This window comes from Pseudomonas sp. DSV-1, from assembly GCF_035830915.1.
Taxonomy (GTDB): domain Bacteria; phylum Pseudomonadota; class Gammaproteobacteria; order Pseudomonadales; family Pseudomonadaceae; genus Aquipseudomonas.
Genome location: NZ_JAYMYG010000001.1, coordinates 33,316 through 45,141, shown reverse-complemented (window position 1 = coordinate 45,141; position 11,826 = coordinate 33,316). Strand labels below are relative to the sequence as shown.

Sequence of the window (11,826 nt, the reverse complement as noted above, 5' to 3'; positions counted from 1 at the left end):
GTACAAAACGCCCTGAATTTGACGAGCAACTCGGCGGTTGTTGATAAGTCTGTGGTCTCGTCCAAGCCTGAACCTCTAGGAAGTACCCCGATGAAAAAGTGGCAATGCATTGTATGTGGACTGATTTATAACGAAGCCGACGGCTGGCCGGACGATGGCATCGCACCGGGCACCCTGTGGCAAGACGTACCTGAAGACTGGCTGTGCCCGGACTGCGGCGTCGGCAAAATGGATTTCGAGATGATTGAAATCAACTGATCGACCCTTTTAAAACCTGATTCACTTTTGGAGATTGGAATGAACGCACCTGTCGTGATCGTTGGCACCGGGCTGGCTGGCTATAACCTGGCCCGCGAGTTTCGCAAGCTGGACAGCGAAACCCCACTGCTGCTGATCACGGCCGATGACGGGCGCTCCTACTCCAAGCCCATGCTGTCTACCGGCTTTGGCAAGAACAAGGAAGCCGATGGCCTGAGCATGGCAACGCCCCAGGCGATGGCCGAACAACTCAAGGCCCAGGTGCGCACCCACACTCGCATCAGCGGGATCGACCCGGGCCACAAGCAATTGTGGATTGGCGAAGAAGCCGTGCCCTATCGCGACCTGATCCTGGCGTGGGGCGCACAAACGGTGCAGGTGCCGGTAGAGGGCGATGCCCAGGACGCCATTTTCCCGATCAATGATCTTGAAGATTACGCGCGCTTTAGGGCCGCGGCGGCAGGCAAGCGCCGGGTACTGATCCTGGGGGCTGGCTTGATCGGCTGTGAGTTTGCCAATGACCTGATCGCAGGGGGCTATGAGGTCGATCTGGTCGCGCCCTGTGAGCAAGTGATGCCAACCCTGCTGCATCCCGCTGCCGCGGCTGCGGTCCAGTCAGGCCTAGAGAGCCTGGGTGCACGCTTTCATCTGGGGCCGGTGTTGACTCGACTGCAACGCACCGATGCCGGGCTCGACGCGCATTTGTCGGATGGCAGCGTAGTCCAGTGTGATGTCGTTGTGTCAGCCATCGGTTTGCGCCCACGCATTGATATGGCGGCCGCAGCCGGGATCAACGTCAATCGCGGGGTCGAAGTCGATCGCCAGCTTCAAACATCCCACCCCAACATCTACGCACTGGGTGACTGTGCCGAGGTCGATGGCTTGAATCTGTTGTACGTGATGCCGCTCATGAGCTGCGCCCGTGCACTGGCGCAAACGCTGGCAGGCAACCCGACGACGGTCAGTTATGGCGCTATGCCCATTACCGTTAAGACCCCGGTTTGCCCGCTGGTGGTATCACCTGTGCCGCGCGGCCGTGACGGCGTGTGGACCGTGGAAGGTCAGGGCGCCGATATCAAGGCGCTGTGCCGCGATGCCGATGGCAAATTGCTCGGCTATGCCCTGACCGGCGAAGCCGTTCGCGAAAAACTCGCACTGAACAAAGAGCTGCCTGCACTTTTGGCGTAAACACGGCGCACTCTGTCGGATATGGCACTGCCTTGACTCAACAAAGCCTGTGCAGAGGCTGGCGCCGGCCTTGACCGCATGCCATTCTCACACCGGTCTGCCGCAGTTTAGAGCCTGCGGCGCCTTGGGCGCTGCTCCATAGAGAGCAGCACGGACATAACAACAAAAAACCGTCAATGAGGCTTCATCATGCGTAAACCAGATCTCGCCGCCGCTATTGCTGAAAAGGCCGACCTCACCAAAGAACAAGCCAACCGCGTACTCAATGCAGTGCTGGAAGAAATCACCCAGGCCCTGCATCGCAAAGACAGCGTCACGCTGGTCGGCTTTGGTACCTTTATTCAGCGTCATCGCGGTGCCCGTACCGGACAAAACCCGCAAACCGGTCAGCCGGTCACCATTAAGGCCAGCAACACGGTAGCGTTCAAGCCGGGCAAGTTCCTCAAGGACAGCGTTAATCCTTAAGCCCTTGGCGACATGAAGAATGGGCAAGCTGGCGACCCTGGCGGCCCATTCTTGACTGCAACCGGGTCGATTATGCGGCCATAAGTGGCAAAACCTACCCCATCTACGCCCATCCATGCAGACATGTGGCGTTCTTCGCTCAAATCGTTACACTGCGCCGGCCATTTTTTATTCCCTCGAGGCCGCGTACATGAAATTTCGTTTTCTGCTCTGGATGCTTGGCTTTCTAATGGGCAGAGCCAGCCGTAAGAATCCTGCTTTCCAGCAACAGCTGGCTGACAAGGATCTGGTGTTCCAGCTGCAAACCCTCGATGGCAAAGTGGCCCGTCACTTCAAGGTCAAAAACCAGCGCATCACCAGCCACGGCGGCCTGTACCCCGAGCCTGCGTTTGCCATCGCCTTTAAGGATGCCGCCTACGGCTTCGCCACGCTGCAAGCGAAGAACAAGCAACTGGCGTTCATGACCGGGATTCAGGACAAGTCGATTCAGATCAAGGGCAACCCGGCGCTGGTGATCTGGTTCCAGGGCCTGACCAAATACCTCAAGCCGCGTAAGAAGACGAAGGCGTAGGTCTCGGATATTTGTAGCCGCTGACGAGCTCCGCGAGGCTGCGATCGATTGCGCAGCGATCGCAAAACCTGAGTACGCGATTTTCCTGACAAATAGTGAAGGTTGGCTTTACGACTGCTTCGCAGCCGATCGCAGCCTCGCTTCGCTCCTCAGCGGCTACTGAAATGGTGCAGACCGGGCTTCAGGCCTGACCGAACTGCGCTGCCATTTCACGCAGCAACACTTCAGCCTCCAGTACTTTGCTGACGACCGCTTCGGCCTTGTCCCGCGATACCCCCAAACGCTCAAACAACGCATCTGGCAGCGGCGCACACGCACCATGCCCAATTCCGCGGTTTTGCAGTAACCCCAGCGCTACGCACACCAGATTCGGATAGTGGGCATCGGTACCGATGTAGGCCGGATCATGTTGAAAGCGCACCGCAATCGCCAGCTCCTCAGGCATGCCCCAAAACCGCATCAACCAGGCCCCCATTTGCTCACGGCTGATGCCCAGCAAATGCTGTTCAATCAGGCTATGGCTGACATGCGGGTTAACCTCGAGATGACGGCAAATCAGCGAAAAATGCGGCGGAAACACATAGGCCAACAGCAAGTAACCAAAGTTGTGCAACAGCCCGCCCAGGTAAGTCATGCCGACTTCAGGACGCAGTTCCCGAGGCATGGCGCGGGTCAGCCCTTCAATCACCGCTGCGGTATAGATCGATTGTTGCCAGTAGGGTGTGCTCGATTGCGGATTGTCCTTGGGCAGGCTCAGACTTTTGCCCAACGACAGGCTGAGCGCCAGGTTGATCACCAGGTCGACCCCCAGCACTCGCACAATGGCGTCTTCGACCGAGCGAATCTTGCTTTGTGATGCGTAGTACGACGACGACGCCCAGCTCATGACTTGTGCCGCGAGTGCCGGGTCGGTTTCAACAACACTGGTGATCTCATCGATGGTGACATCGGGATCGGAACGCAGCCGCATCATTCTGCGCACGCTCTCAGCCAACGGTGGCAACTCGATGGTCGCTTCGAGCCGCTGCTGAATCCGGCGTGCCGTGAATGCCTGAACGGCTCGGGTGATGGCCTCGCCATCGTCCCCTGTGTAATCAAGTTTGATCGCACTCAGGGGCTCGCCAAAGCGACCGACGCTGGCATTTTTGAGCAGGTATTTGAAATCTTCCCGAGTGATTTCCAGCAACCGCCCCGGCTCACCTGCGCTAATCAGCAGTGTGGGTTGTTGCAGCAATTGCTCTTCGTACAGGCAGGGCGAGTTGATCAGCGCTGGCAGCCCTGGCAACAGGCTCAGGCCATGTTTGTCGAGCATGGCCTGCAGGCGATCGGGGGCAACGGCGGTCATGCGGCGCCCGATCAAGTCAGCCAGACGGTTCAGATCCAGCAAATGGCTCTGCGTGAACAGCACCATGAGGATGCCGACCGCGTCATCGAGCAGTACAGCCTGAACCTTGCGCGCGGGATCGAGCGCCGGGTGGTCAGGGACTTCGCGATAGGCGATAGCCAAGTCACCGAGCAAGCGCCCGATAACAGACGGCGTACTCGCAACGGCAGGGGCGCTGGCAACTTCAGTCATGGTCTGCATCCGTTCTGTACAACTCAAATTTGATAAGCCGTTACTAGATCGGCAGCCGGACCATTTACTGAATAGTGTTTTAAACCTGTCCGTATTGCTGGCCGTGACGCAGCCACCGATCCAGCAAGGGGCTGACATGCCCAGGCCAGCGCTCAATCAATGCCTGGGCGGCCTCCCGCACGGCGGGCAGCAGGTCGGCATCGCGCATCAGGTCGGCAACCTTGAATTGCAAAAGGCCAGTCTGGCGGGTGCCCAGCATTTCTCCAGGGCCGCGCAGTTCCAGGTCTTTTTCGGCGATCACAAAGCCGTCGTTGGTCTCGCGCATGATGCCCAGACGCTGGCGGCCAATTTGCGACAGCGGCGGGTGATACAGCAGCACGCAATGGCTCGCGGCGCTGCCACGACCTACACGCCCACGCAGTTGGTGAAGTTGTGACAGGCCCAGCCGCTCAGGGTTTTCGATGATCATCAGGCTGGCATTGGGCACGTCGACGCCCACTTCAATGACCGTGGTCGCCACCAGCAACTGCAACTCACCGGCCTTGAACTGGGCCATGACAGCCGCTTTTTCAGCCGCTTTCATGCGCCCGTGGATCAGACCCACGCGCAACTCTCCCAAGGCACTGGAAAGGTCTTCAAAGGTGGTTTCGGCGGCCTGACAGGTCATCTCTTCGGATTCTTCGATCAAGGTGCAGACCCAGTAGGCCTGTCGCCCCTGCGCGCAGGCGGCACGCACTCGCTCAATCACTTCGATGCGTCGCGTGTCGACCACCAGTACGGTGTTGACCGGGGTTCGACCAGGGGGCAGTTCGTCGAGAATAGAGGTGTCGAGGTCGGCGTAAGCGCTCATGGCCAGAGTGCGCGGAATAGGGGTAGCGGTCATGATCAACTGGTGCGGACACATCACACCACCCACGCCCTTGTTGCGCAGGGCCAGACGTTGCTGCACGCCAAAGCGGTGCTGTTCGTCGATGATGACCAGCGCCAGATTGTGGAACTGCACATGGTCCTGAAACAACGCATGGGTACCCACGACCATGGGCACGCCACTGGCGATTTGCTCCATCGCCGTCACGCGAGCCTTGCCTTTGAGCTTGCCGGCCAGCCACGCGACCTCCAGCCCAAGAGGCTCCAGCCAGCGTTTGAAGTTGATGAAGTGCTGCTCGGCAAGGATTTCAGTCGGTGCCATCAATGCCACCTGATATCCCGCCTCAAGCGCCTGCAATGCCGCCATCGCCGCAACCACCGTCTTGCCGGAGCCTACGTCGCCCTGAATCAGGCGCAGCATGGGTTCGGGCTGACTGAGGTCATAGGCAATTTCGTTGCCGACCCGAGCCTGGGCTCCCGTCGGCGGGAAGCCCAGATTGGCAAGAAACTGCACCGGCAGTTTTGTGGCCTTGGGCAGTGCGGGCGCCTGCTGGGAGCGCAGGCTCTCGCGCAAGCGCTGCTGGGACAGTTGATGAGTCAACAGCTCTTCAAAGGCCAGGCGGTGCTGCGCCCAGTGATGGCCCAGGGCAAGTTCTTCAACATCGGCATCGGCGGGCGGCTGATGCAGATAACGAATGGCCTGGTCGAGTGGGGCCAGTTGATAGTCCTTGGCCAGTTCCGGCGGCAACCAGTCGGGCAGGCTGCTCGGGCCAAGCATGGCCAGGCTTTGCTGGCTTAACTGGCGCAGGCGCTGCTGGGTCAGGCCTTCGGTGGTGGGATAAATCGGCGTCAGGGTGGTATCGACGGGCGGCGGTTCGTCACCGGTAATGGCGCGGTATTCGGGGTGGTAGATTTCCAGCCCCGAGGCTCCTGGCCGGGCCTCGCCGTAGCAGCGCACTTCAGTGCCGCGCTTGAGGCTTTCCTTTTGCGCATTGCTGAAGTGATAGAAGCGCAGGCTCAGGCCGCCAGTGCCATCGTTGATGCGCACCAGCAAGCTGCGGCGCTTGCCCATGACCACATCGGCACCGATAACCCGTCCTTCAACCACCGCATCCTGACCGGGGCGCAAGGCGCCAATCGGCACCACGCGGGTCCGGTCCTGATAGCGCAGCGGCAAATGGAACAGCACGTCCTGGACGTTTTCCAGTCCGACCTTGGCCAGTTTCTCGGCCATGGCCTCGCCCACGCCCTTGAGCGCAGTGACCGACACTTTCGACAACTCGGTCATCGGCGTAATTACTTCTCAGCAGGCGGCTTGGCCACCGAGCACAGGCGGATCGAGTCGGCGAGGATTTCAATTGCCTTGGGCCGCGGGAAGCTGGCGCGCCAGGCAATGGCGACGGTTCGGAACGGCACCGGAGGGGTCAACGGGCGCACAGCCAGGATACCGGGTGCGTAGTGATGACTGTCGACGGCCGACAACGGAAGAATCGAGATACCCAGGCCGGACGCGACCATGTGGCGGATGGTTTCCAGCGAGCTGGACTCAACCGTCGTGTGCATGGCGCCATCATTGCCTTTGGCCACGGTCGGGCACGCTTCCAGGACCTGATCGCGGAAACAGTGACCTTCGCCCAGCAACAGCAGGCTCTTGTCGTTCAGCAGGCTGGCGTCGATGGTCTCTTTTTTGGTCCACGGGTGCTCACTGGGCATCAGCACGTAAAACGGCTCGTCGTACAGCGGCAAGGTCAGCACGTCGGCTTCCTGAAACGGCAGCGCGATGATGATCGCGTCCAGCTCACCGTTACGCAGCTTGTCGCGCAGGACGTGGGTGAAGTTTTCTTCGATATACAACGGCATCTGCGGGGCAACCCGGTGCAGTTGTGGAATCAGGTGCGGGAACAGGTACGGGCCCACGGTGTAGATCGCGCCGACCTTGAGCGGGGCCGTCAGCTGGTTTTTACCCGCCTGTGCCAACTCGCGAATACCTTGCGCCTGCTCCAGCACTTTTTGTGCCTGAGCCACGATACTTTCACCCACCGGGGTTACGCGTACCGCACTTTTGCTGCGCTCAAAAATCAGCACACCGAGTTCGTCTTCCAGTTTTTTCACACCCACCGACAGGGTCGGCTGGCTGACGTGGCAACGTTCGGCAGCGTGGCCGAAATGTTGCTCTTGGGCGAGGGTAACGATGTAGCGTAATTCTGTAAGCGTCATAGCGTGCGTCCCTGTGGTTGCGGGCCAAGCATAGCGGCTGCAATCGATAGACGCACGTTATCAGACATTGCCCCAAGAGCTACAGTCGCTAATCAAAGGCAGGGCTGATTTATCTTGCTCGCAGATGCACAAAGGGCACCCTGAGGTGCCCTTTGCGGTGTTATCGCCGACGTTTATCGATGGAATAAACGAAGGGTGCCACGATCTCGATGCTGCCATTGGTCAGCATCTCGGGCGGCGGCTTGGGCAATGGCTGTGCCCGGCGAATCATTTCCAGGGTCGCCCTGTCCAGATCAGCATTGCCTGAACGCCCTACCAACTCGTAGGACAGTACCTTGCCTTCAGCATCCACCACGAAGCGCAGACGGTTCAGGCCTTCCTTGCCACGGGATTGCGCAGCAGGCGGGTACTTCTTGTACTTGCCCAAGTGACTGAGCAAGGTGCCTTCCCAACTGGCTTTGGCCGCCAGTTGTTGCGCAGACGGCCCCGGGGCCGGTGCAGCGGATTTCTCGCTGGTGTTCTTGGTCGGCGTCGCGTCGCTGGGTTTCTCTTCTGAAGGTTTCTCTTTGACCGGGTCCGGTTTTTCCACAGGCTTGGGCGGCTGAGGCTTTTGCTTGGGCTTGACCGGCTTGGGTACAGAAATCTTCGGCTTGGGCGCTTCGGCCAGCTTGGGTATCGGCAACTCTTCCACTGGCGCCGGCGGTTGTGGCGGTGTCACCACTTTTGGCGGCGCAGGAGGAGGCGGTGCCGGCAGTGGTGCCAGATCAACCATCATCGCTTGCGGCGGAAGTTCGATCGCGCGCGGGCTGGACCATTGCAGGGCAAGAATCACTGCCACTGCATGGACACCCAATACCACGGCCAGGCTGGTTGCGTAACGCGTCATCTTTTGGCGCGCTATGGTCATTTCTTGGCTGCCGTCTCAAGTCCGACCAGACCCACCTTCAAGTAACCGGCTGCGCGCAAAGCATCCATCACGCTCATCAAGTCACCGTAGTCCACGCCCTTGTCGGCCTGGAAGAAGATCGTCGTGTCTTTGTTGTTGTGGGTCCTGGCATCCAGGGTCGGGCCCAACGCTTCAACCGTGACCGGTTCTTCGCCCAGATACAGCCGCTGGTCAGCCTTGACGCTGAGGAACACGGGTTTCTCGGGGCGAGGCGCCGGTTTGGCCGTCGAAGCGGGCAGGTCAACCTTGATATCCACAGTGGCCAGCGGTGCTGCCACCATGAAGATGATCAGCAGTACCAGCATCACGTCGATAAAAGGGGTGACGTTAATTTCATGGTTCTCGGCGAGATCGTCATCGCCTTCTTTTAAATGCAGGCCCATGGCCGATTACCCCACTTTCACCATGTGCGGTTGCGAGCTACGCTCAGGCGGCAGGTGATCGAGGTCACGGCTAACCAACAGCAACACTTCAGCAGACGCATCAGCCACCTGGGCTTTGTAGCCGGTGATGGAGCGGGCGAAAACGTTGTAAATCACTACGGCAGGGATCGCGGCAACCAGACCCAGTGCCGTGGCCAGCAGGGCTTCGGCAATACCCGGCGCAACAACGGCCAGGTTGGTGGTCTGGGTTTTGGCGATACCGATGAAGCTGTTCATGATGCCCCATACCGTACCGAACAGACCTACGAACGGTGCAGTGGAACCAATGGTGGCAAGTACGCCCGTGCCGCTGCTCATGTTACGACCGCACGCGGCTACCAGACGCTCAAGACGGAAGCTCACACGCTCCTTGATGCCTTCTTTTTCGCGGCTATTGGCCGACAGGCGCATTTCTTCAAGGGCGTCCTGGACCAGCAGGTGGGCCAGCGTGCCTTCCTTGGCCGCAGTGTCGCTGGCTTCTTTAAGGGTGCGGGCTTTTTTCAGGTTGGCGATTTCAACGCGCAGACGACGCTTGGCGCCCAGCACTTCAAAGCCTTTGGCAATCCAGATGGTCCAGGTGATGATCGAAGCGATAGCCAGACCGATCATCACGATTTTGACGACGATGTCCGCGTTCTTGTACATGCCCCAAGGCGACAGATCATGGGCCATGCCCAGGCTGTTTTCTTCTTCGGCAACAATTTGCGGCGCGTCATCGGCCGGGGCAACAGCGCCCTCAACCAGTGTAGGATCAGTCGCACCCGGGGTAGCGACAGGTGCAGGGGCAGCAGCTGCAGTAGCAGCCTGAACGGCAGGGGCAGCAGGCTCGTCGGCAAAGGCCGCGACAGGTGCCAACATCAAGCTGAACATCAGCGCCGCAACCCCACGCCAGACGCGTGTTGGGCTCAAAGGCTGGGTTGGCGAAGCGGTGGGATGATTGCGTGTCATGCTAGCCGGACCTGAGGAAAGTAATGAGGTAATGCCCTACAACGCGGTGTAAGACCAAGGGCAAAATGATGCGTTATTATTGCAAGTAATTCTTGTTAACAAAAGCAATAGCATCTGTTTTTTTCGAAAGTCACGACTTAGGTCGTGTCAAATCACGTCGTTTTGTAACTTTTCATTAGGAATTTTGCGATGCCAAAAGCTTCTGTATTGATCGCCGGATGCGGTGATATCGGCAGCCGCCTGGCCACTCAGTTGCTCGGTGATGACTGGCAGGTGTATGGCCTGCGACGCTCCATCGACCGTTTGCCTGCGGGTGTCATCGGGGTGGCGGGCGACTTGTTCAGTGAGCAATGCCCGGCGCACTGGCCAACCGGCCAGATCGACTATCTGGTGTACAGCGCGGCTGCGACCGATCATGACGAGGCGGGTTATCAGGCGGCCTATGTCGACGGATTGAAAAACACCTTGGGCTGGCTTGAGCAGAACGGCCAGCGGCCAAAGCGCCTGTTGTTTGTGTCCAGCAGCAGCGTTTTTGCCCAAAAGGATGGGGAGTGGGTGGACGAAACGTCCCCAGCCCAGGCAACAGCCTACTCGGGGCGGATCATGCTCGAGGCTGAGCAGGTGGCGATCAGCAGCGGTATCGCGGCCAGCGTCGTGCGCCTGACCGGGATCTACGGGCCTGGCCGTGAATGGATGCTGGGGCAGGTGCGCAAAGGTTATCGCGTGCCCACCGACCCGCCGATGTATGGCAACCGTATCCATGCCGATGACGCAGGCGGGCTTCTGGCCTTTTTGCTTGAGGCAGACCGCCAGGGTAAAGCCCTGGATGACTGCTACATCGGTGTCGACAACGCGCCGGTGCCATTGGCCGAGGTAGTGAGCTGGCTGCGCGAGCGCCTGGGCGTGACTGAATGGGCTGCCGAGACAAGCGTCCGCCGGGCAGGCAGCAAGCGTTGCAGCAACGCACGCGCCAAGGCGCTGGGCTGGGAGCCGCGCTACTCAAGCTTTCGCGAGGGGTATGCCGAGATTCTGGGGGAGAAGGACTGAGGCTTGATGTTGGCTGGGTTCTTTGTGGGAGCGGGCTTGCTCGCGATGATATCGCCGCCATTTGCTTGGCAGACCGCGCCGACTGGATCGCGAGCAAGCCCGCTCCCACACAGCATTTAATTGGGCAACAGCTTCTCTAACAACCACTCGCGCTTGCCCGGGTAAAACTGGGGCATGTCATCCGGAGCAGAAGCATCCAGCGCCTGGAAGATTTCCAGTTTGCGGCCATCGCGGACAAAAATGTGCGCCGCTCCCAACTCACCCTGCTGCAACCAGAGGCTGTCGTACTCGCCGCTCATCGAGGCGCAATCGCCCGCCAGGCACAACACGTAACGCTGGATATTGGGCAGGCCCTTGACCTGACCGTTCGCTGAAAACGTCACAGGGTTGCCCTGGCCCACACCACTGACGACACGCCACTGCCCGCCCATATAAGCGGAGTTGAGCGCCGCCTCAAAACTCGTACCCAGTGGCGCGTCGCTTGCAACGTTGACCTGTGAGCGCACAAAAGGCTGGCGCGGCTCTGCTTCCGTCTCGGCCTGGATCAGCGTTTCTCCTTCCAGGCTCAAGCCGGTGGATTCACTGCCATACAAGCTGACTTGCCACATGCCATCATCGGCAGGCAGCAGTTTGCCTTCCACTGACTCAAAGCCGTTGGTGTAGTGAGCGGTGGCGTTTTTGACGTCGATGTCCCATTCCAGGTTCGGCCCATAGGCCAGCAGGGCTTCGCGCAAGTTGCCACCATTGGCAGCTGCGTCGATCGCGGCCTGATTGATCCAGACACCACTGATGTCGCGGTGGGCGGGTACGCTGGCACAACCACCCAAAACAAAAGTGAGCAGTGACAACACGAGCGCTTTGCGCATGGCGGGGTCCTTTTGAAACAAGGAAGAGCGGGGGGTGGCGCAGCATGAAAACGCTGCGCCGAGGGTGTTACTCGATTACCAGAATAGCGTCCATCTCTACCTGCGAACCCTTTGGCAGGGCGGCAACACCGATGGCGGCGCGGGCCGGGTAAGGCTGTTCGAAGTATGTGCCCATGATCTCGTTGACCTTGGCGAAATGGCTCAGGTCAGTCAGGAAGATGTTCAGCTTGACGATGTCCTTGAACGAACCACCAGCGGCTTCAGCTACCGACTTCAGGTTTTCGAATACCTGAATGGTCTGGGCTTCAAAACCTTCAACCAGTTCCATGGTTTTTGGGTCCAGCGGGATTTGACCGGACATGTAGACAGTATTGCCAGCTTTGATCGCCTGAGAGTAAGTACCGATTGCAGCAGGTGCCTTGTCGCTGGTGATAACAGTCTTGGACATGGGTGAC

At 59.3% G+C, this 11,826-nt stretch carries 13 protein-coding genes; 5 read left to right on the top strand and 8 right to left on the bottom strand.

From position 1 onward, the window contains the following. The first annotated feature begins 90 nt into the window (after positions 1–90). The 4 genes from VSQ83_RS00235 to VSQ83_RS00220 all read left to right on the top strand — a co-directional run bounded on the left by VSQ83_RS00235 (position 91) and on the right by VSQ83_RS00220 (position 2,482). Positions 91–258: a rubredoxin gene (locus VSQ83_RS00235; RefSeq protein WP_003437744.1), complete on the top strand. Its 168-nt coding sequence runs from the start codon at positions 91–93 to the stop codon at positions 256–258. 39 nt (positions 259–297) lie between these two features. Next, positions 298–1,446, top strand: coding sequence for an NAD(P)/FAD-dependent oxidoreductase (locus VSQ83_RS00230; protein WP_326424996.1), 1,149 nt, complete (start codon positions 298–300; stop codon positions 1,444–1,446). Between the two features lie 189 nt (positions 1,447–1,635). Beyond that, the gene (locus VSQ83_RS00225) at positions 1,636–1,911 is read left to right on the top strand and encodes an HU family DNA-binding protein (RefSeq protein ID WP_016782719.1); all 276 of its coding nucleotides are present in this window, start codon (positions 1,636–1,638) and stop codon (positions 1,909–1,911) included. Between the two features lie 190 nt (positions 1,912–2,101). Continuing rightward, positions 2,102–2,482, top strand: a complete 381-nt coding sequence (locus VSQ83_RS00220; protein ID WP_133075073.1) for a helicase — start codon at positions 2,102–2,104, stop codon at positions 2,480–2,482. Positions 2,483–2,663: 181 nt separating this feature from the next. Here the strand turns inward: VSQ83_RS00220 and VSQ83_RS00215 are convergent, their stop codons facing one another. The 6 genes from VSQ83_RS00215 to exbB all read right to left on the bottom strand — a co-directional run bounded on the left by VSQ83_RS00215 (position 2,664) and on the right by exbB (position 9,458). Further along, positions 2,664–4,058: an aminoacyl-tRNA deacylase and HDOD domain-containing protein gene (locus VSQ83_RS00215; protein ID WP_133075072.1), complete on the bottom strand. Its 1,395-nt coding sequence runs from the start codon at positions 4,056–4,058 to the stop codon at positions 2,664–2,666. Positions 4,059–4,137: 79 nt separating this feature from the next. Continuing rightward, entirely contained in the window at positions 4,138–6,213 is a 2,076-nt protein-coding gene (recG, locus tag VSQ83_RS00210) for an ATP-dependent DNA helicase RecG (protein WP_133075071.1), read from the bottom strand. Between the two features lie 8 nt (positions 6,214–6,221). Further along, positions 6,222–7,142: a hydrogen peroxide-inducible genes activator gene (locus VSQ83_RS00205; RefSeq protein ID WP_133075070.1), complete on the bottom strand. Its 921-nt coding sequence runs from the start codon at positions 7,140–7,142 to the stop codon at positions 6,222–6,224. 160 nt (positions 7,143–7,302) lie between these two features. Further along, positions 7,303–8,049, bottom strand: coding sequence for a TonB family protein (locus tag VSQ83_RS00200; protein WP_048361365.1), 747 nt, complete (start codon positions 8,047–8,049; stop codon positions 7,303–7,305). Beyond that, positions 8,046–8,471 (bottom strand): TonB system transport protein ExbD, encoded by a 426-nt coding sequence (gene exbD / locus VSQ83_RS00195; protein ID WP_019828186.1) that lies wholly within the window; start codon positions 8,469–8,471, stop codon positions 8,046–8,048. The genes VSQ83_RS00200 and exbD overlap by 4 nt, the downstream gene beginning before the upstream one ends. Positions 8,472–8,477: 6 nt before the next feature. Continuing rightward, positions 8,478–9,458 (bottom strand): tonB-system energizer ExbB, encoded by a 981-nt coding sequence (gene exbB, locus VSQ83_RS00190; protein ID WP_133075069.1) that lies wholly within the window; start codon positions 9,456–9,458, stop codon positions 8,478–8,480. 189 nt (positions 9,459–9,647) lie between these two features. On the opposite strand from exbB, the gene VSQ83_RS00185 reads away from it, so the two are divergent. Continuing rightward, positions 9,648–10,505 (top strand): SDR family oxidoreductase, encoded by an 858-nt coding sequence (locus tag VSQ83_RS00185; RefSeq protein WP_133075068.1) that lies wholly within the window; start codon positions 9,648–9,650, stop codon positions 10,503–10,505. Positions 10,506–10,621: 116 nt separating this feature from the next. Here VSQ83_RS00185 and VSQ83_RS00180 read toward each other — a convergent pair whose 3' ends face one another. Both VSQ83_RS00180 and VSQ83_RS00175 read right to left on the bottom strand, forming a co-directional pair. Then, complete coding sequence (locus VSQ83_RS00180; protein ID WP_326398732.1) at positions 10,622–11,371, bottom strand: hypothetical protein; 750 nt, start codon at positions 11,369–11,371, stop codon at positions 10,622–10,624. Between the two features lie 67 nt (positions 11,372–11,438). Next, the gene (locus tag VSQ83_RS00175; RefSeq protein ID WP_016782709.1) at positions 11,439–11,819 is read right to left on the bottom strand and encodes a RidA family protein; all 381 of its coding nucleotides are present in this window, start codon (positions 11,817–11,819) and stop codon (positions 11,439–11,441) included. Positions 11,820–11,826 lie beyond the last annotated feature (7 nt).

What these genes read in the sequence shown, in the direction of transcription:
- VSQ83_RS00205 (WP_133075070.1), bottom strand. Translation starts at nt 7,142, where the DNA reads ATGACGCTTACAGAATTACGCTACATCGTTACCCTCGCCCAAGAGCAA.
- VSQ83_RS00180 (WP_326398732.1), bottom strand. Translation starts at nt 11,371, where the DNA reads ATGCGCAAAGCGCTCGTGTTGTCACTGCTCACTTTTGTTTTGGGTGGT.
- VSQ83_RS00220 (WP_133075073.1), top strand. Translation starts at nt 2,102, where the DNA reads ATGAAATTTCGTTTTCTGCTCTGGATGCTTGGCTTTCTAATGGGCAGA.
- VSQ83_RS00225 (WP_016782719.1), top strand. Translation starts at nt 1,636, where the DNA reads ATGCGTAAACCAGATCTCGCCGCCGCTATTGCTGAAAAGGCCGACCTC.
- VSQ83_RS00185 (WP_133075068.1), top strand. Translation starts at nt 9,648, where the DNA reads ATGCCAAAAGCTTCTGTATTGATCGCCGGATGCGGTGATATCGGCAGC.
- recG (WP_133075071.1), bottom strand. Translation starts at nt 6,213, where the DNA reads ATGACCGAGTTGTCGAAAGTGTCGGTCACTGCGCTCAAGGGCGTGGGC.
- VSQ83_RS00235 (WP_003437744.1), top strand. Translation starts at nt 91, where the DNA reads ATGAAAAAGTGGCAATGCATTGTATGTGGACTGATTTATAACGAAGCC.
- exbD (WP_019828186.1), bottom strand. Translation starts at nt 8,471, where the DNA reads ATGGGCCTGCATTTAAAAGAAGGCGATGACGATCTCGCCGAGAACCAT.
- exbB (WP_133075069.1), bottom strand. Translation starts at nt 9,458, where the DNA reads ATGACACGCAATCATCCCACCGCTTCGCCAACCCAGCCTTTGAGCCCA.
- VSQ83_RS00215 (WP_133075072.1), bottom strand. Translation starts at nt 4,058, where the DNA reads ATGACTGAAGTTGCCAGCGCCCCTGCCGTTGCGAGTACGCCGTCTGTT.
- VSQ83_RS00175 (WP_016782709.1), bottom strand. Translation starts at nt 11,819, where the DNA reads ATGTCCAAGACTGTTATCACCAGCGACAAGGCACCTGCTGCAATCGGT.
- VSQ83_RS00230 (WP_326424996.1), top strand. Translation starts at nt 298, where the DNA reads ATGAACGCACCTGTCGTGATCGTTGGCACCGGGCTGGCTGGCTATAAC.
- VSQ83_RS00200 (WP_048361365.1), bottom strand. Translation starts at nt 8,049, where the DNA reads ATGACCATAGCGCGCCAAAAGATGACGCGTTACGCAACCAGCCTGGCC.